15 protein-coding genes and 5 pseudogenes are annotated in these 16,925 nt (G+C 70.0%); 9 read left to right on the forward strand and 11 right to left on the reverse strand.

The annotated features are described in order from the left end of the window. Positions 1-221 precede the first annotated feature (221 nt). Positions 222-3,476, reverse strand: a complete 3,255-nt coding sequence (locus tag AB0I94_RS32420) for an AAA family ATPase (protein WP_363313285.1) — start codon at positions 3,474-3,476, stop codon at positions 222-224. 640 nt (positions 3,477-4,116) lie between these two features. Next, a pseudogene (locus tag AB0I94_RS32425) lies at positions 4,117-4,669 on the reverse strand (LysR substrate-binding domain-containing protein); the annotation flags it as partial. Between AB0I94_RS32425 and AB0I94_RS32430 the strand changes: the two are divergent. The 4 genes and pseudogenes from AB0I94_RS32430 to AB0I94_RS32445 all read left to right on the forward strand — a co-directional run. Beyond that, a pseudogene (locus tag AB0I94_RS32430) lies at positions 4,655-5,041 on the forward strand (coagulation factor 5/8 type domain protein); the annotation flags it as partial. The pseudogenes AB0I94_RS32425 and AB0I94_RS32430 sit on opposite strands and share 15 nt — an antisense overlap. 329 nt (positions 5,042-5,370) lie before the next feature. Beyond that, complete coding sequence (locus tag AB0I94_RS32435) at positions 5,371-6,384, forward strand: RNA polymerase subunit sigma-70 (RefSeq protein WP_363313286.1); 1,014 nt, start codon at positions 5,371-5,373, stop codon at positions 6,382-6,384. 5 nt (positions 6,385-6,389) lie between these two features. Next, a complete protein-coding gene (locus AB0I94_RS32440; protein WP_363313287.1) occupies positions 6,390-6,641 on the forward strand; it encodes a hypothetical protein in 252 nt (83 codons plus the stop codon). A 92-nt stretch (positions 6,642-6,733) separates the two neighbouring features. Then, positions 6,734-7,108 (forward strand): annotated as a pseudogene (locus AB0I94_RS32445) (DUF6069 family protein); the annotation flags it as partial. A 6-nt stretch (positions 7,109-7,114) separates the two neighbouring features. Here the strand turns inward: AB0I94_RS32445 and AB0I94_RS32450 are convergent. Continuing rightward, positions 7,115-7,402 carry a hypothetical protein gene (locus AB0I94_RS32450; protein WP_363313289.1) on the reverse strand — a complete coding sequence of 96 codons (288 nt, stop codon included), beginning with the start codon at positions 7,400-7,402 and terminating at the stop codon, positions 7,115-7,117. Between the two features lie 16 nt (positions 7,403-7,418). Next, positions 7,419-7,910 (reverse strand): GNAT family N-acetyltransferase, encoded by a 492-nt coding sequence (locus tag AB0I94_RS32455; protein WP_363313290.1) that lies wholly within the window; start codon positions 7,908-7,910, stop codon positions 7,419-7,421. A gap of 404 nt (positions 7,911-8,314) precedes the next feature. On the opposite strand from AB0I94_RS32455, the gene AB0I94_RS32460 reads away from it, so the two are divergent. Further along, positions 8,315-9,856, forward strand: a complete 1,542-nt coding sequence (locus tag AB0I94_RS32460) for an alpha/beta hydrolase (RefSeq protein ID WP_363313291.1) — start codon at positions 8,315-8,317, stop codon at positions 9,854-9,856. 103 nt (positions 9,857-9,959) lie between these two features. Here AB0I94_RS32460 and AB0I94_RS32465 read toward each other — a convergent pair whose 3' ends face one another. The 3 genes from AB0I94_RS32465 to AB0I94_RS32475 all read right to left on the reverse strand — a co-directional run bounded on the left by AB0I94_RS32465 (position 9,960) and on the right by AB0I94_RS32475 (position 12,871). Further along, on the reverse strand, positions 9,960-10,190 hold the full coding sequence (locus tag AB0I94_RS32465; RefSeq protein ID WP_363313292.1) for a hypothetical protein: 231 nt from the start codon (positions 10,188-10,190) through the stop codon (positions 9,960-9,962). Between the two features lie 771 nt (positions 10,191-10,961). Beyond that, positions 10,962-11,690, reverse strand: coding sequence for a PAS domain-containing protein (locus AB0I94_RS32470; protein WP_363313293.1), 729 nt, complete (start codon positions 11,688-11,690; stop codon positions 10,962-10,964). Further along, positions 11,687-12,871, reverse strand: a complete 1,185-nt coding sequence (locus AB0I94_RS32475) for a pyridoxal-phosphate dependent enzyme (RefSeq protein ID WP_363313294.1) — start codon at positions 12,869-12,871, stop codon at positions 11,687-11,689. The genes AB0I94_RS32470 and AB0I94_RS32475 overlap by 4 nt, the downstream gene beginning before the upstream one ends. Before the next feature lie 153 nt (positions 12,872-13,024). On the opposite strand from AB0I94_RS32475, the pseudogene AB0I94_RS32480 reads away from it, so the two are divergent. Continuing rightward, a pseudogene (locus tag AB0I94_RS32480) lies at positions 13,025-13,224 on the forward strand (hypothetical protein); the annotation flags it as partial. Between the two features lie 42 nt (positions 13,225-13,266). Here AB0I94_RS32480 and AB0I94_RS32485 read toward each other — a convergent pair. Next, positions 13,267-13,808 (reverse strand): annotated as a pseudogene (locus AB0I94_RS32485) (transposase); the annotation flags it as partial. Between the two features lie 312 nt (positions 13,809-14,120). Between AB0I94_RS32485 and AB0I94_RS32490 the strand changes: the two are divergent. Then, complete coding sequence (locus AB0I94_RS32490; RefSeq protein ID WP_363313375.1) at positions 14,121-14,579, forward strand: hypothetical protein; 459 nt, start codon at positions 14,121-14,123, stop codon at positions 14,577-14,579. Here the strand turns inward: AB0I94_RS32490 and AB0I94_RS32495 are convergent. Continuing rightward, positions 14,467-14,763, reverse strand: a complete 297-nt coding sequence (locus AB0I94_RS32495) for a helix-turn-helix domain-containing protein (protein WP_363313295.1) — start codon at positions 14,761-14,763, stop codon at positions 14,467-14,469. The two genes, AB0I94_RS32490 and AB0I94_RS32495, sit on opposite strands and share 113 nt — an antisense overlap. Before the next feature lie 89 nt (positions 14,764-14,852). Between AB0I94_RS32495 and AB0I94_RS32500 the strand changes: the two genes are divergently transcribed. Next, positions 14,853-15,224, forward strand: coding sequence for a hypothetical protein (locus AB0I94_RS32500; RefSeq protein WP_363313296.1), 372 nt, complete (start codon positions 14,853-14,855; stop codon positions 15,222-15,224). Positions 15,225-15,309: 85 nt separating this feature from the next. Here AB0I94_RS32500 and AB0I94_RS32505 read toward each other — a convergent pair whose 3' ends face one another. Then, positions 15,310-15,498: a hypothetical protein gene (locus AB0I94_RS32505; protein WP_363313297.1), complete on the reverse strand. Its 189-nt coding sequence runs from the start codon at positions 15,496-15,498 to the stop codon at positions 15,310-15,312. Positions 15,499-15,609: 111 nt separating this feature from the next. Continuing rightward, positions 15,610-15,993, reverse strand: a complete 384-nt coding sequence (locus AB0I94_RS32510) for a transposase (protein ID WP_363313298.1) — start codon at positions 15,991-15,993, stop codon at positions 15,610-15,612. A 159-nt stretch (positions 15,994-16,152) separates the two neighbouring features. On the opposite strand from AB0I94_RS32510, the gene AB0I94_RS32515 reads away from it, so the two are divergent. Next, the gene (locus AB0I94_RS32515; protein ID WP_363313299.1) at positions 16,153-16,875 is read left to right on the forward strand and encodes a hypothetical protein; all 723 of its coding nucleotides are present in this window, start codon (positions 16,153-16,155) and stop codon (positions 16,873-16,875) included. Positions 16,876-16,925: the final 50 nt, after the last annotated feature.

The following is a 16,925-nucleotide window of genomic DNA, read 5'->3' on the forward strand; positions in this document are numbered from 1 at the left end:
GGTGGGGGCTATTTCATCCAGGCTCTGCGCAATCGGGACGGCCGGCTGGAGATCTTCGCCAACAACCCCGGTGGCGTGCATCACCGTTGGCAGCACCAGCCCGGCAGCACCTGGCTCGACTGGCAACAGCTGTGATCCTGCCTTCGTGCACGAGGCCGTCGCGGACACCACACACCAGTGGTGTCCGCGACGGCTGTCGAACGTCGGTTGTCGGCTGCCGGTCACAGCTTCCAGCGGAGGTCCCGGTCAGGGGTGTAGCGGCACATAGTCCCTGTGGAGAGGGTGCGGCGCAGGTGGGCCGCCAGCGCGGGGTGCCGCTGGTCCAGTTTGCGCAAGGTGTCCCGGATGCGGGCGGTGACGTTCTTCCGGGCGCGTTCGCGCGAGTCACCCAGGCGGCGCGGGCGGCCTCCGAGGCCCGCGTAGCGGCGGAGCTCCTCCAGCAGGTCGGCGCGCTCCCGGTCGTAGGCGGCCGCACGTCGCTCGTCCCCCTGCTCGACCGCCCGATCGATCTCCTCCTCGAGCTGCTCCAGATGACGTCGGTAGCGGGTGCGGGCCTCATCGTCCAAGACCTCGTCGGCCCCCATGGCGTGCACGGTGGCCACGGTGTCGTCGCCCGGGTTCAGCAGCCGGACGGCCGCGATGTCCTGGCCGGGCAGGCTCAGCAGGCAGTGCAGGTCGCGCAGGCCCTTCGCGTCGGGCATGTGGACGGTGCGGCCCTCGTACGTCAGCCGCCACACCTCGCCGTTGCGGCGGAACTCGTACGCGGCGGGAGTGTCGTCCGGGTCGGGGTGACCGGCCTCCGCATGACAGGCGTCCACATGACCGCCGCCCCCGTGTTTGACGCCCACGTGCTCGACGCGGGCGAGCAGATGCGTCATGCCGAGCTCGTGCGCCTGTGACTCGGCCTCGCCGAGCAGCCCGGCCACGTACCGCTCGTCGTGGGCGCCCTGCGCCGCGACCGCGACCGCCAGTTCGAGGCGGGACCGCAGCGACCAGGGCAGGGCGTGCAAGCGGTCGGCCGACCGGCAGGCCTCGGTGAGATGGCGTACGGCCGAGTCCCAGCGCTGCCGCGCGACGTCGAGAATGCCCAGCCAGAGCGCGGCCGGGCCGCTGATGTCCCAACCGAAGAGGGAGACCAGCCACTGGCCGGTGTACGGGACGAGCGCGGCGTGGGCGTTGTCGCACCACGCCGGGTCGCCCGAGGTGGCGGCCGCCTGCGCCTGGTAGCGCAGCCACAGCGGGGTGACGCTGCGATGGAGCACCGTGTCACCGCCGGCGCCCGCGCCGGGGCGGGGGACGGGCACGCCCCGGCCTGCGCCGGCTTCCAGCTCGGCGAGGGCCTCGACGAGGTCGACGTACGGATGCTGCTGGGCCCGCAGCGTGTCAAGCAGCTGCGTCGCCTCGGTGAACCTGCCGCGCAGTACGAGGAGGCTCCAGCGGTGGTGGGAGACGAAGTAGTGGTAGTAGTTGGCGCCCGGGGTGCTCATCGACTCCGAGGCTTCGAGGAGCTCGGTCGCCTCGGCGAACCTGCCCGTCAGGGCGTGGACGATGCTGTGGTCGATCACGGAGTGCAGCCGCAGGCGGGCCGAGCCGTCGGCGGCGCCCAGGGCCACCATGGCGTGGAAGTCCGCCATGAAGCGCGGGTCGCCCGACTCGAGTGCGGCAACCCAGCGCATGGACATCGCCACGTGCTCCGTCCACCGGTCGCCCCGGCGCCGGGACACCGCGACGAGCTCTTCCGCGAGGGCCCGCCGGGCGCCCGCCGTCTGCGGCCCCCACTCCGACTGCAACCGTGCCCAGAGCCCGATGTGCAACGTGTCGTCGTCGCCCGCCGCGCGGGCCCCGGCGATCACGCCGGTCGCCACGTGCCGGGCCAGGGAGGACTGCGACAGGGTCAGTTCGCCGTCGTTCCCTGCCGTCGGATCCTCGGAAGAGACGCCCTGCTGTTCGTGGGCCCACCGCAGGGCGCGTGGCTTCAGCAGCGCGGTGTCACCACGGCCGTCGGAGCCGTACAGGGTCAGTGCGGTCCGCCCCGTCAGCAGCGGGTCACCCAGATCCCGCGCCAGGGCGGCGGCGTCGGCGTACACGCGCCAGGAACGCTCATGCTCACCGAGCATCTGGAGCGCCGTCCCGAAGTGGAGGCCGAGCAGCACCCGCCGTGCCGGGGTCGCGTCGCCGAGGCGGTCGAGGGCGCGCTCGTAGTGCCCGGCGGCTTCCTCGTGTGCCACGCGGTTCTCCGCATGCCGCGCGGCGGACAACAGCAGCTCCACGGCCTCGTCGCGGTCCAGCTCCTCGAAGGCGAGATGGGCGTGGCGGGCCAGCTCCACCGGAAGGGTCACGTCCTGCGCGTCCGCGGTGCTCCGCAGCGCGCGTACGGCGGCCGCGTGCAGTCGGCGTACGAGCCGGGTGTCCAGACCGCCGTACAGGGTCTCGCGCACGAGATCATGTTCGAAGACCACGTACCGGGAGGCCTCCCAGGAGGATTCGTACGCCACGAGCCGCGCGCTCGCGGCCTGATCCAACCACCGGCGTACGTCCTCGGGCGGGGCACCCATGACGCCGGCCAGCGTGTCGGTGCGGAACCGCCGCCCGAGCACGGACGCGGCCCCCAGACAGTCGGCGACGGCACCGTCCAGCAGGTCCAACCGCTGCCGGAGGGAGGCGTGCAGCCCCGGTGACATCCCACTGACCTCGTGACCACCGGCCCACAGGCGCGCTGTCTCCTGTACGAAGAAGGGGTTGCCGCCCGTCCTGTGCAGCACGTCGGCGACGAGCTCGCCGTCCGGTGCGCTGCCCGCCGTACGGTGCATCAGTTCGGCGACGTCATCGGAGCCAAGGCCCGTGAGCGTGAGGGTCGTCGCCCGGGCCGTCAACGACCGGAGGCGGTCGCGCAGGGAGTGGTCCGGCCGCTCGACCTCGACGAGCCGGCAGGTCGCCACGATCAACACCCGTTCCAGCGAGACGTGCTGGGCCGCGAACTCCAGGAGGGCGACCGACGCGGGGTCGGCCCAGTGCACGTCTTCCAGCACCACCAGGACGGGCTGGTGCTGCGAGGCGGTGACCAGCATGGTCGTGACCGCGTCGAACAGCTCGAACCGGCCCGACTCCTCCGCCCCGCCGACCCCGCCGTCCAACAGCACCCGCCACACCACACCGGCAGCCTCCGACGCGGCCTCCCACGCCTCTGCCCGCAGGGACCTGCGCAGACCGCGTATGACCTGCGTCCAGGGCCAGTACCCCGGAGTGCCATCGGCGCCCCAGCACGACCCGCGCAGCACGGCCATGCCCGCACGCCGCGCCTCGTGCACCGCGCACCCGATGAGAGCCGTCTTGCCGATGCCCGCCTCACCGGCGACCAACAGCAGCCCGCCCTGCCCCCCGTCGGCCCGCTCCAACTCGGCGCGCACCGCCCGCAGAAACTCCCCCCGCCCGAGCAGCCCCTGCCCGGCACCACCCACCCCCGGCCCCACGCTCACGACCGCCCCCGCCCCAGCCCTCGCAACGTCCCCATCCGGCGACAGCCGTCGGCTCACCGAAAAGCGTAGGGCGTGTTCGAAAACCGGATCAACTCGACCAAAGGGGTGAAGAGCAGCGGAGCCGACGACCATCGCGAGGCGCGCACAGTCCCGGTCGGCATCGGAGCCGAGCCGGGGCGCGTACTCGACGAGCCGCCCTTGACCCGGACGGCCTGGGGCGGGGGCTGTGGGATTCCCTGGATGGGTCATCCCCCTTCGCTGCCGGGTGCGAACCGGCCCATCGTGGGCGCGAGCCACGGTGAGGGCTCGGCCAGCCGCCCCGGCTTCGCCGCTCGGCGGCACCTACTTTGGGAAAGTTGCGAATGAGTGTGCCGCGCGCCCCCCTTCAGGGCCAATGCGCCTCCGGCACCCAGGCCCGCTGTGCCCGATTCCCGCAACGGATGAGCATGCGCAACGGGCGCGTGGGGCGTGACAGGGGGGCGCGCGCCGACGGGTTTCGCAACTTTCTCAAAGTAGGTCCCCGATCGGGGTGGCAGCGGGGGAGACCGAGCGCCGACCGTAACGGGCACTCACGTCGGGGCGATGGCGAAAGCTGAGCCGGGACACGATAGGCGGAACCTGGCCAGGCATGTTGGAACGATTAGAGACGTGTCGCGGTCCGGACAAGGTCGGCGACGGCTCTGGACCGGCTGTGCGGTGGCCAGGCGATGACGGTGGTGACTTTCGGCGCGTCCAGCGCGGGCGCGGCAGCGAGGTCATCGTGTAGTTGGACTCGGCACGACTCCGGTGAGACCGCGCAGGCCCGGCCGAGCGCGACGAGCTGCAGCAACTGTGCCTGGTCGCGGACCTGCGGGCCGGGGCCGGGCGGACAGGTGCCGTCAGGGTCGGGCCAGGGTGGCAGAGGCAGGCCCGGGAGCCGGGTGATGTCGGCCATGAGTACATGGGCCCGGACCGTGAGCGGATGTCCGGCCGGCAGGACCACCACTGGCCCTCCGTGCTGAGCTCTTCGGTGTGGAACCCGGCCGTCGAGTCGAACGGCCGGTGCAGCAGCGCCACGTCGGCCCGGCCTTCGCGCAGGAGTCGTTCCTGCTCGGCCGGGCCGCACAGGATGACATCGACAGGGACTGCGCCGGGTTCGGCGGCGTACGCGTCGAGCGTTTCGCCAGCAGTTCGCGGGACGCGCTGGCTTTCGTCACCACCTCCTGTGGGAGTTCCAGGTGTACGGCGAGAAGGGTGGCACTCCGTCACCCGGCGGCGCGGTCAAGGTCGCCGGCTCCCAGGGCGACTGGCAGTTGACCGTCGGCGGCCAGCCCTACACCGTCAAGGGCCTGACCTGGGGGCCGGCCATCGCGGACGCCCCGAAATACATGCCCGACGTGAAGTCCATGGGCGTCAACACGGTCCGCACCTGGGGCACCGACGGCGGCACCAAGGCGCTGCTCGACAGCGCCGCCGCACACGGCATCCGCGTCCTCAACGGCTTCTGGCTGCAGCCCGGCGGCGGTCCCGGCTCCGGCGGCTGTGTCAACTACGCCACCGACACCACGTACAAGAACAACATGCTCAGCATGTCGAAGCCGCGGTGCACGATTCTCGGCATGGATGCCGAAACGCAGCTCACACGCACCGCGCTCGCGGAACGCGGATTCAAAGGATTGGTTCGGTTCGCGACCTTGCCGGAGAGCGACGTACCGCCGACGGCCGGCGTCTACGTGGTGGTGCGCGCCGAAAGCGGAAGGCCCGGTTTCCGTGTCGGGTAGCGGGCAGACGTCGTCGGCCTGGATGGCGGGGCATGCCGGCTGCTCAGTGCGTGCCGACGGACCCTGGTGATGAGTTTTCGTGACCGCATCCGTCACATGTATGACCGGACAGGGTGAGACGGAAGGATGACGTGATGTGTGCGGACACCATGCTGGGGGAGCTGGGTATGAGCGGGCTGGGTGCGCGCGGTCTGGGCGAGGCCGACGAGTCGGAGTTTTCGGGGCTGGCCGAGCGGCACCGGCGGGAGCTGCACGTGCACTGCTACCGGATGCTCGGGTCGTTCGAGGACGCCGAGGACACCGTGCAGGAGACGTTCATGCGTGCCTGGCGGCGGCGGGAGACCTTCGAAGGGCGGTCGACGTTCCGGGCGTGGCTGTACCGGATCGCCACCAACGCCTGCCTGGACCTGCTCGCCAAGCGCCGCCCCGAGCCCGCGACCGGCGGCGAGGTGCTGTGGCTGCAGCCCTACCCGGACCGGCTGCTCGACGAGCTGCCCGCGGGTGAAGCGGACGAGCCGGAGACCGTCGCCGTTGCGCGGGAGACGATCGAGCTGGCCTATCTGGTCGCGGTCCAGCACCTCGCGCCGCGCCCGCGGGCCGTGCTGATCCTGCGGGACGTGCTCGGCTGGCCGGCGAAGAACGTCGCGGAGCTCCTCGGCGACTCCGTCAACTCCGTGAACAGCGCGCTGCAGCGCGCCCGGACCGGAATGCGGCAGCACCTGCCCGCCGAGCGGCAGGACTGGACCGGCGGCCAGGAGGACGCCACCACGCGTGAGCTGGTGCGCCGCTACACCGATGCCAGCGTTGCCACGGACGTCAAGGCGCTCGCCTCGATGCTGCAGGACGACGTCCGCTTCTCGATGCCGCCCACGCCCGGCCTGTACGTCGGCCGCGACGCAGTGGTGAACTACTGGATCGAGAGCGGCTTCGAGGGCATGACCGGCCTGCGCGCCGTTCCCACCTCCGTGAACCGGCAGCCCGCCCTGGCCTTCTACCTCTGGCAGCAGTCCGAGGGCGCTTACCTGCCGCTGACGATCGACGTCCTGCGCGTCACCGGCGGGACGATCACCGAGATCACCACGTTCCACGACGACCAGTTCCCGCGGCTCGCACTGCCGGAGCGCCTGCCGGCCGACGGCACTGAGTAAACCCGGTGCAAACGCTCGCGCTGCGCGCCGGCGCACGCATCGCCGTGATCGCGGAGGAATGGCACAACGCGTTCTGCATCGTCACCCAGGGCCGGGTGCAGTTGGAGCTACGCGACGGCGAGCCGGGGCCGGTCCTCGGCCACGACGCCGCGTTCTGGCTCCGCGGCACCGGCGTCCGCGCCCTGCACAACCCCGACCCTCGCACGGCCAGGGTGCGCATCATCACTCCGCCCAGAAGCCAGGCCCTTACCGAATGACGAAAGGAACGACATGAACAGCATGAAAGGAAACCACCGCCGTCACCGACCCGGGCACCGACCGCACCAGCCACTCCCACCGACTCCGCCGCCTCGCCGGCACCGGCCTCATCGCCACGCTCGCAGCGACGGCGGCCACCACCCTCGCCGCCGCACTCGCCCGGGCCGCCGGCGCCGACTTCGAGGTCCATGGTGGCGAGACCATCCCGCTGTCCGGCATCGCCGTCGTAACCGGCTTCTGCTCGGCCGTGGGCATCGCCATTGCTGCCGCCCTGCTGCGCCTGAGCGCTCGCCCCGCCGAGCGATTCGTGTGGACAGCCATGTCGCTGACCGCCATCTCGCTGGTCCCGCCCCTTCTTTCCGGGGCGACCACGGCCACCACCACCGCCCTCCTCGGGCTACACCTCGTCCCCGCAGTTGTGATGACCCCGACCCTGACGCGGCATCTGGGCACCCGAGCGGGCTGACGATCCCTAACGGGCATCTCCATCGTCGGTGCCCTCGGCCCGGTCTTCCTCCATCCCGGCCAGGTTCCTGGCCGCCCGCAGGCGGGCGCGGTCGGCGAGGGTGGCCGACGGGGCCGAGGGCACCGACGAGGTGCGGGGGCGGGGCACCGTGGATGCCAGGTCGAGGCGCTTGTCCATGTCCAGGCGGAAGGTGCCGTACGGGTTGACGTTCGACCAGAACAGTGCGGTCAGGCCACGCCGGTCCTCGTCTCCGAAAGTCCTTCGGGGGTTGACCTCGGAGTCTGTGTTGCGCATGTCGTCTGCACCGGGCCTATTGCAGATCGAGCAGCATGGTGTCGGCATGGTCGCGGCTCTCGACCACCCGGTAGCCCTCCGCGTAGTAGAGCGCGGCAGCAGGATTAGCGCGTTCCACGCTGAGGCTGATGTACCCCAAGCCGTGCTGCCGGGCGGTGTCGGCCAGCGCCCGCAGCAGCGCACGACCCACACCGCGCCCCCTCCAATCAGCGACAACGCCGATTGCCAGCTCGGGGATGTCGGCATGGACGAAGCCGTAGGCCGGCTCAGCCTCGGTGAAGAACCTCAGCCATGCCGCACCGACGGCGCGCTCGTCGGTCTCGACGGCCACCACACCGAGGTCGGTAGCACGCGGCCACCCGTCGACGTAGCGCGCAACCTCCGGGGCGGCCAACGTGTCCGCTCGGCTCCGCCCCGGGTGACTGGGCGTGTTCGCCGCCTCAACGAGCATGTCCTGCAGGAATGATGCGTCAGCAGTCATCGCCGCGCGGATCACGAAATCATTCATGGCATCGAGTGTTGGAGTCGCATGAGGTTCACTGCAACTGAGTAAACGTTGAAAACCACCACTGACCGATCAGGCTGCCGCACCGTGATCAATCCTCAGCACTCACCACGGTGTTACGCAGTGCTACATGTCAGGTGACGGCAGCCATACGTGAACTGGGCCGTGACCCCCGCGAGTTCATAGAGCGTTTTGCCCTGGCGAGGTTGCTTGGTTCGAGGTTGAGGTGTCGCGCCAGTTCGGGGTGGCGGAATCTGGCCACGGCCGTGAGCGTCACGCCCGGTGCGACGGGCAGACCATCCGCGCGGAGCTGGCGAGGTAGTTCCGCGGGGTGGGGTTGGCCCCAGGCACGATTCGGGGGCGGACCGCAGTGAGCCGGAGGTGGCGCCGCGCCTAGCGTGCGGTGCATGAGAATCAACGTGTGTTCACAGGTCGCCGTCGCCGCCGCGGCGATGCTGGCCGTCGGGGCGGGGACGCTGCCCGCCGCGGCCTCGTCCACGGCCTCGTCCACGGCCGAGCCTCTCGGCCGGTACTACGATCAGGCGGTCGACTGGCAGGACTGCTCCCTCGGCCCCGATGACACCGCAGGAAAGAAGCTCGACGCCGCGGGCGCCCGGTGTGCCGACATCACCGTGCCGCTCGACTACTCCGACCCGGGCGGCCGGACCATCACCGTCGCCATCTCCCGCCTGCGCGCCACCGATCCCGCGCACCGCGTCGGCACGATGCTGCTGAACAACGGCGGCCCCGGCGGGCCGAGCCTCGAAATGCCGCCCGGCATGGCCGGGTTCATGGGGAAGACCGCCGGGAAGTTCGACCTGATCGGCATGGATCCGCGGTTCGTCGGCCGTTCCACGCCACTGGACTGCGGCTGGGACGTCGGCTCGATGGTCTTCTCCGCAGGCAGGGACCGGGCGGGGTTCGAGCGGTCGGTCACCCGTGGGCGCGACCTCGCCGAGCGGTGCCGGCGCACCAACGGTGACGTACTGCCGTACATCACCACCCGTAACACCGCCCGTGACATGGATGTCGTCAGGGCCGCGCTGGGCGAGAAGCGGATCTCGTACTTCGGTTTCTCCTACGGCAGTTACCTCGGCCAGGTCTTCACCGAGCTCTTCCCCGGCCGCACCGACCGCATGGTGCTCGACGGAGTCATCGACCCCGCCAGGTACAGCCAGACGCTCCTGGAGGACTCCACCGCGGCCAATGAACGGGCCCTGCGCGACTGGGCGGCCTGGACCTCGGCGCGCCACAAGACGTACGGCCTCGGCCGTACTCCGAAGGCCGTGCTGGCCACCGTGGACCGGATCGAGGAGGCCGCGGCTGAGAAGCCCCTGCGGGTCGGGACGTTCCGCGTCGACGAACACTTCTTGCCGATCGTCTTCTTCGGGGGCCTCGGGAGCGATCTCGACGCGGCCCGGGCCGAGCTGGCCACCGCGACCCGCACCCTCGCGCGGGCGGCCGACCGTGAGCGCGTGACGCCGAAGCCCTGGCTGACGGGGGTGCTGGCGTCCACGACGACCAAGGCCGGGTCGCACCAGGGCAGTGCGCAGGCGGCCATCCTCTGCGGGGATGTCGCGACCCGGCGCGGGACCGAGAGCTACTGGCGCGACATTCAGGCCGACCGGGCCACGGCTCCCTTCGCGAGCCCCCTGACGCACAACATCACGGCGTGCGAGTTCTGGGACCGCCCCGCCGAGGCGCCGACCGTCGTCGACAACGACGTGCCCGCGCTGCTGGTCAACGCCACGGGTGACACCCGGACCACCTACTCCGGGGCGCGGCAGGCGCGGAAGCAGTGGTCGCGCTCCCGGCTGATCACCGTGCCCGGGGCCAACCAGCACGGTGTCTACGGTGATTACGGCAACGCCTGCGTGGACGGGCAGGTGAACGACTACCTGGCCACGGGCAAGCTGCCCCGGCGCGACCAGATATGCGACGCCCGGTAGCCGGGTGAACCGTGTGAGCGGCCGCTCCCTGTCCCACGAAGGCGCGGCCACTCAGCTCACAGGTGGCGCCGCCCACTGATCATCGGCGGCGCCCGTCAGGTTGTCACCCGTGCACCCGACGCCTGCCCGTCCCTGCGACGCTCACACTCGCCGCCGGGCGTTTTCCGCCGCAGGTGACCATCCGGCGGTACCGGGGGAGCCCGTCGCCGCCCCGGTGGGCGCGTGTGCAGGCCATTGCCTGTGGCCTGGTCGTGACCGTGGTGTCGTCCAGCGCGGTGGTCTCCACCGTGATCCGTAGGGGGCGGGGCACCAGGCCGCGGACGTTGGGCGCCATCGCCCGCTCCGTACACGACATGCGCTGCCGTTGCCGGACACCCATCGGTGGCTTACGACACGGATCTCACTTCACGCGCTGAGCACTTCCGTGAGCTGATCTCGTGGCTTCCCGGGCACACCTGTGCGGCATACAGTGCGCACATCTCCTGGACCGGAGCCTCCCCGCTGATGACGCCGTTCGGCAACGGTCCCTCCTGGAACACCGTCTGCCAGCGCAGCGCGTCGGCGAAGGGCAGACCGCACACGGCACACCAGTCGAACGCGACCAGCGCCAGCTTCCGCCGCTCGTTGATGGACCCCCACCTACACGATCAACGATGCCCAGTAGATCAGCGCGAAGAACAGCTCCTCCACGAACTGGTCGTATGACCAGGAGGGCCTTGAACGGCTGCCGCGTCGACATCAAAGGGGGCCCGGACGGGGGAGCAGTGGTCGGATCACAGCACAGCCACTCGCTGGCAGTCGGAGGCAAGACGACGTATGCGGGGCAGCGCGGCTCCACTGACCAGAGCGTGCGCAGCAAGGTCGGGGACACTTGCTTCTGCAACGGGCCGATCGGCTTGTCCGTGAGTCAACTGGGGGTGGAGACACGGGCTTTCACCGGGAAGTGAGGGACCGCGACGTGTGAATAGTGGCGAAGGGCGGGCGATCATGACAGTGCTGTTGGCCAGACGGATGCTGCCGGTGGCGGTCGTCCGGTGGGTCAAGCAGTTCTTCATGGATGCGCCTCTTGGGCCAGGGGGCATGTCGCGGCCGGTTGCAAGGGCGTTCATCGGTCTGGTTGCTTCGTGTAGTTGTAGACGGTCGCCCGGGAGACGCCGAGTTGGTCGGCGATGAGTTGTGCGGAGCTGCGGGTCTCGAAGAAGCCCTCGCTGTGTAGTCGGCGTACCAGCTCGCGTTTTTGGTCACGGTTTAGGCCGCGCGGTGTGCTGGAGCGCTGCGCCGCGAAGGAGTCGATAGCCGAGCGGAGTTCGCGTCCGGTGCGGTCGCGCAGCGTCTCCAGGGTCTCGCCTTGGTGTTCGGTGTCGGGGGCGACGAGGTTGGCGAGGGTCAAGGCCAGCGGGGACAGCGTGCTGACGTCCAGGTTCAGGCACAGGGCCGCGACGTACCGTCCCTCGGCGTTCTTGATGCCGATCGAGGTGCTCTTGGCCGGGCGCCCGTCGGGGAACTGGTTGCTGTAGTTCTGAATAACGCTGGGATAGTCGGGGTCCGCGATGCGGCGCAGGCCCAGTTCCGTGGCGGAGTCGCCGACCTGCCGTCCGGACAGGTTGTTCTCGATGGTGCGGATGGCGTTGTCGGGGCGGCGCAGATCGTGCAGGACGACCTCGCACAGACCCGGAAACATGCGGCCGAGGGCGACAGCAATGCGCTCGGCCTCACGCACGAGGTGCTCGTCTTCCGGTACGAGGTGCTCGTCTTCCGGTACGAAGCGCTCGTCTTCTGGTACGTCGGGCTGGTTGGCGCGTTCGCCATCTGGCCGACCGGTGGAGTGGGTCATCGCGTGCCGCTCGATTCCTGGGCATCGTCTGCGTGTCCGGCGAACACTGCGGCTATCTTTTCGGCGGACTTCAGTCCCGCACCGGTGAGCACGACCACGGTCGTCTCGTCCGGAGCGATCTCCCCGGTTGCGATGAAGTGATCGAGGGCCGCCGCGGCGACGCTGCTGGTCGGTTCGGCGTACAGGCCGCGCGCGCTCAGGGCGCGGACCGCGGCGTGAATCTCCGCCTCGGGGACGGCGTAGGCGGCGCCGTCGGAGCGGCGGAGGGCCTCTACCGCCTCGGGCAACCGGACCGGGTGGGCGATGGACGCGCCCTCGGCGATCGTCGGCACCCGCTCGCCGCGGCCAGCCGGGTCGATGCCGTGGAACGTGTCGGCGATGGTCGCCCAGTGCTCGGGCTGTCCGACGAACAGGCGCGGGCGCTTGTCGATCTGGCCGGCGACGAGCAGTTCACTGAACGCAAGGTCGCACCCGATGATGTTGCTACCGGCCCCGGCCACGAGGACTACGTTGTCCGGCGCGGTGAAGCCGAGGGACTCCCACATCTCGTAGGCGATGGTCTTGGTGCCCTGGATGAACATGGGGTGCCAGTTGTGGCTGGCGTAGGGGATCTGCTCCGACTGACGGATCGCCTCGTCGGAGACTTCGTCGCGGGTCCCGCCCACGAGCTCGACCTCGGCTCCGTAGGCGCGGGCCTGGAGGATCTTGGCCGCCGAGGTGGCGGCGGGAACGATGATCTTGGCGTGGATTCCGGCCGCGGCGGCGTAGGCGGCCACCGCGGAACCGCCGTTGCCCGAACTGTCCTCCAGTACGCGCTCGGCGCCGTGGGCCGCGAGATGGGACATCATCACCGATACGCCTCGGTCCTTGAAGCTGGAGGTCGGGTTGAACCACTCCAGCTTGAAGTGGACGCGTCGGCCGGCCCAGTCGACCGGAACCATCGGCGTACACCCTTCGCCCAGGCTCACCCGGCGGACGGCCGAGACGGGCAGGGCCGCGTGGTAACGCCACAGGGACCGTTCAGCGGTGTCGATCTGCTCGGGACGCAGGCCCGGCAGTGCATTGACGGCCAAGGGACTGCCATCCACGCCCCGCCAGCGGGGATCGTCCAAGGAGTAGCGCTTTCCGGACCGGTCGTACAGGGCAGGGCGGGTGACGGCTGACTGCTGTGCGGCGTTCATGGGCGGTTCCGGCTTCTACTCGCTCCGAGGTGCTGTCGCGTCGCTGGGGCACACGACCCGTCCCAGCAGGCACCCTTCCTTCCATCCAGCTTAGACGGCTTATCCAGAAATCGACGTGAAGTCTAACCACTCTCGGGTGCGTCATTGCTTGCGGCGATGCGGACATAGATGTCGACCGCGGCCCGCAGCTTGTGCTGCAAGGGCGGGCCGCTCGACGGTCACAGGGAGTGGGTTGCCGCCTTGGAGCGGGCCGGGCCAGGCTCGCCCACCTTGCTGCGCAAGGGAAGTTGACGCGTGGCTTGCGCGCCGTCATCGCCCACCATCTGTACTTCCACGCCAACCGTGCCGGTCTGCCTACCGCGGATCAGCGCGCCGCCGGTGATGTCGAATCCGGTGGGCCGACCGCCGCGGGAACCTCGGCTGAGCCGGTGTCTTTGCTGGTCGAGACGTTTGGGAATGGTGTGCCGGATTCCGCGTCGCCGCAGGTAACGGCGGTTCTTCCAGGACGTGTAGGCCTTGTCGGCCAGTACGTGACCGGGTCGGCTGCGTGGCCGACCAACTCCGTTGCGGGGCACGGAAATCTGGCTCAGCACCCGCTCGAGCTGAGGGCCGTCACCGTAGTGTTCGGGTGTCAGGACGAAGGTGAGGGGTCTGCATCGTCCGTCGGCGGCGAGGTGGATTTTGGTGGTGAAGCCGCCGCGGGAACGTCCCAGGCATTCGCCGATCGGACCACCTCCGTCAGCCGGACGACCAATTTCCGCAACGCCGGATCGCCCTGGTTCGTACCCCGCCCCGCCCCCTTTTGAAGGGGCGGGGCCGACGGGGCCTTCCTCGCGCCGGCAGCATGCTGGTGCGCCCGCACCGCGGTGGAGTCCACCGAGATGTCCCAGTCGATCCGGCCCTCAGCGTCCTCGGCCGCCTGGACGCGAGACAGCAGCATCAACCGGGGGCGCCGACACCGACGGCGGGGCCTCCGCTCTCATCTGACGTCCGCCGGCCAGAGTGCTCAGTCCCGCCAACTCGGCTGCTCATGCGCCAAATGAGGTGCTCAGTGTCGCCTGGTGACCAGCTCGCCGGATTGCATTCAGGGACGAGTGACGATCTCCGCTTCCGAGTTGGAAGCGGGATCCTGATGAACACGTCCGACAGTGGCGTCCGAGCCGTGTCACCGAGTCCGCGCCAGACCCCTCCCACGCCGGTCGCCTATGCGAAGGTCGGCCGGTCCTCGGTGAGGCGCCGCGCTCAGGGCATGACGCCCAGCGAGGCGGTGGAGGCGCTCGGGGAAGCCGGACTCGACGTGCACCTGGACCGCCGCAACGGATCTGCGGCCGACGACGGCGGCCGCCGTGAAGCGGAGCTCGCGGAGTGGCGGCGCATCATGCAGCTGCTCGCCGCGACCGGCGGCCCGTACGACCCGGACGCCGACACGGTCGTCCAGGAGGAGCTCGCCGAAGACGGGCGCCGCGAGGAAGTCGAGCCGCAGCGCCGCCGAGAGCAGCAGCGGGTAGCCGCACGGGCCGACGAACTGGCGGGCCTGGCCGGGGCCGGCCGACTCGATCGGACTGCGGCGATCCGCCCCGGGGACGATGCCGCACTCATCGCCCGCCGTCGGCCAGCACGACGGCCAGGAGTCCCGGGAAGCAGGCGTCGAGATCAGTGCGACGCAGAGTCATCAGGCGTGCCTTTCCGATCCGACGTGTCTGGGTGATCCCGGCTTCGCGCAGGATGCGCCAGTGATTGGACAGTGTCGATCTGGGCACGTGCACGCCGTCCGGGCTGCACGCGCTCTCACCTTCCTCGGCCATTTGGCGGACCAGTGCCAACCGAACCGGATCGCCCAGGGCATGGAGCACCACGGCCAGGTCCAAGTCTGCGTGGTCGGGCTGTTGCACTCGCTCTCCTCGTCTTCACCCGTGTGATACCCGTAGTATGCAGATCGCTTCGATGTTTCGGGAAAATCGAAATGTTTTAGGAGATGGCCGTGACGGTGCTTGCCACCCTTGCCCGCGTGTACGTCGACGACCTGGAGGTGGCATTGCCGACCTTCGTCGAGCTCACCGGAGAGCAGCCACGACTGCGGTTCGCCTACCGCGGTCTGAACCTCGCGAGCATTGGCGGCTATCTGCTTCTGGCAGGTTCAGAGGAAGCCCTAGCCCCTTACCGCGGCACCCACGCCACCGCGATCGTCGAGTCCATCGACCAGATCCTGAGCATCACCGAGCAACACGGCGGAGAAATCCTCGACGGTCCCAACGAGGTGCCCACCGGCCGAAACCTGACCGTGCAGCACCCCGGAGGCGCGACCATCGAGTACGTGCAGTTCGACGCAACCGCACTCTCAGCCCTCGCATGAGCCGACCCAGTCGACCCGAACAGGCTCGGTGGCGCCGTGAAAACTGGGGTTCTGGCTCACTTTCCGTCAGCCTTGGTTTCAGCGGTCATCCAAGGTAGGGCTTGAACGCGTCGAGTTTGGATGGCCGGCCCTGCCACTGCCCTTGGAACAGGTCCTCCGGGGTGGATGCGTCGGCGAAGAGCTTGACGGTGCGGGAAGTCATCCGGAGTTGGCGGCCGATCGCCCTCCGGCTGAGCCCGGCTGCCAGCAATTCGTGGACGGTCGCGTGGTTCACACGGATGCGGTCAGCGAAGCGGTGTCCCCTCGGCCAGGGCGATCCGGAGGGGTCTTCGAACTTCTCCGGCTCTGGGGCCGGTTGGGCCGGATCTGGCGTCAGGGCCTTCAGTCATCCGCGGTGGTCTGCGACGCACCGTTCCGCAGCCTCGCTCAGGCTGTGCCACAGGTGCCACCGGTGCCACCGGTCCGCGACCTGCACCGCTTGTGGCGCCCCTGCCGTGGCCCCTTCGGCGAAGAACGGTGCCCGATCGCGGCAGACCACCTCCACCCCGGGCCGTTTCACGAGCCAAGCGGCCAGGCTGGACGCCTCCCGGTCAGGCAGCAGATCGACTGGACGCCGGCTTTCGACGTCGACCAGGACAGTCCCGTAGTGACCCCCCTTACGGGTCGCGTACTCATCGACACCGACCACCCCAGGCAATGGAACTTCGGGGTCGGGCAACGCTTCGACCAGTCGCAGCACCGTGCTGCGGCTCACGGAAAAACCGATCATGCTCGCCAGGCGGGCACCGGCCCGACCGGCGAGCGCGAGCCCGACCGCGGCCAGCCTCGACCGCAGGCGCTCGGCCGGCCGACCGTACCGACGAGTCAAGCCTGGCAGCTGCCCGGTCACCTCGCTGCCCGCACGAGGTGACCGGGCAGCGAGGTGACGATGGCCGACATCGACGAGCTCGTCGTCCAGGAGCACTTGGTGGTCGTCGACTACTTCAAGCGGAGGCCGATGTACGCGACGGCCGCCGCGTTCGCCCTCGACGAGGACCTGGTGCGCGGCGTGGTCGCCGAGCGGATCGCGTGGGAGGAGGCGAGCGTCCCCAGGGACGCGGCGACCGCGCGGACCGGCTGGCACTGGCGGGACATCGTGCGGATGGGCGAGGAGGGGCGCATCACCCTGGGCAAGGGCGGCCGCTACTTGATCGCCGACCTGGAGGCGCTGGCCGCCGAGGCGGACGGCGAGCAGTACATCACCGCGCAGGCCGCCGCCGACGTTCTGGAGATCCGGCGCCCGGTCGACTGGCGGTACGTGGAGGCGGCCGGGTGGGTACAGCCCGCGGACACCTACGAGCGCGAGGCCGGTCGGCACCGCACCGTCACCGTCGCGCTTACCGCCTCGGCGACGTGCGCGCCGTGCGGGAGATCCCGGGCGTGGGCTGGGAGTCCCGCAGGGGTTGGCCGACCGGCAGTTGGGAGCTGGATTGGGAGCGCGTCGACGGCGGGCCGACCGAGGATGAGGTCGGGCGGTAGCTGTTCGCCGACCCGGTGGCCGCGACGTACGCCAGTGAGATCACCTTGTGCCCGGCGTAGGGGAGGTGGCCCGTGCCGTGAGCGAGCTCTTGGAGCCGGATGTGGCGGTCATCCTCGACACGGAGACCACTGACCTGGACGGGCAGACTATTGGTAACCCCGGCTAACAGGGCCTGCGGAATA

Source organism: Streptomyces sp. NPDC050147, from assembly GCF_040660195.1.
Lineage (GTDB): Bacteria > Actinomycetota > Actinomycetes > Streptomycetales > Streptomycetaceae > Streptomyces.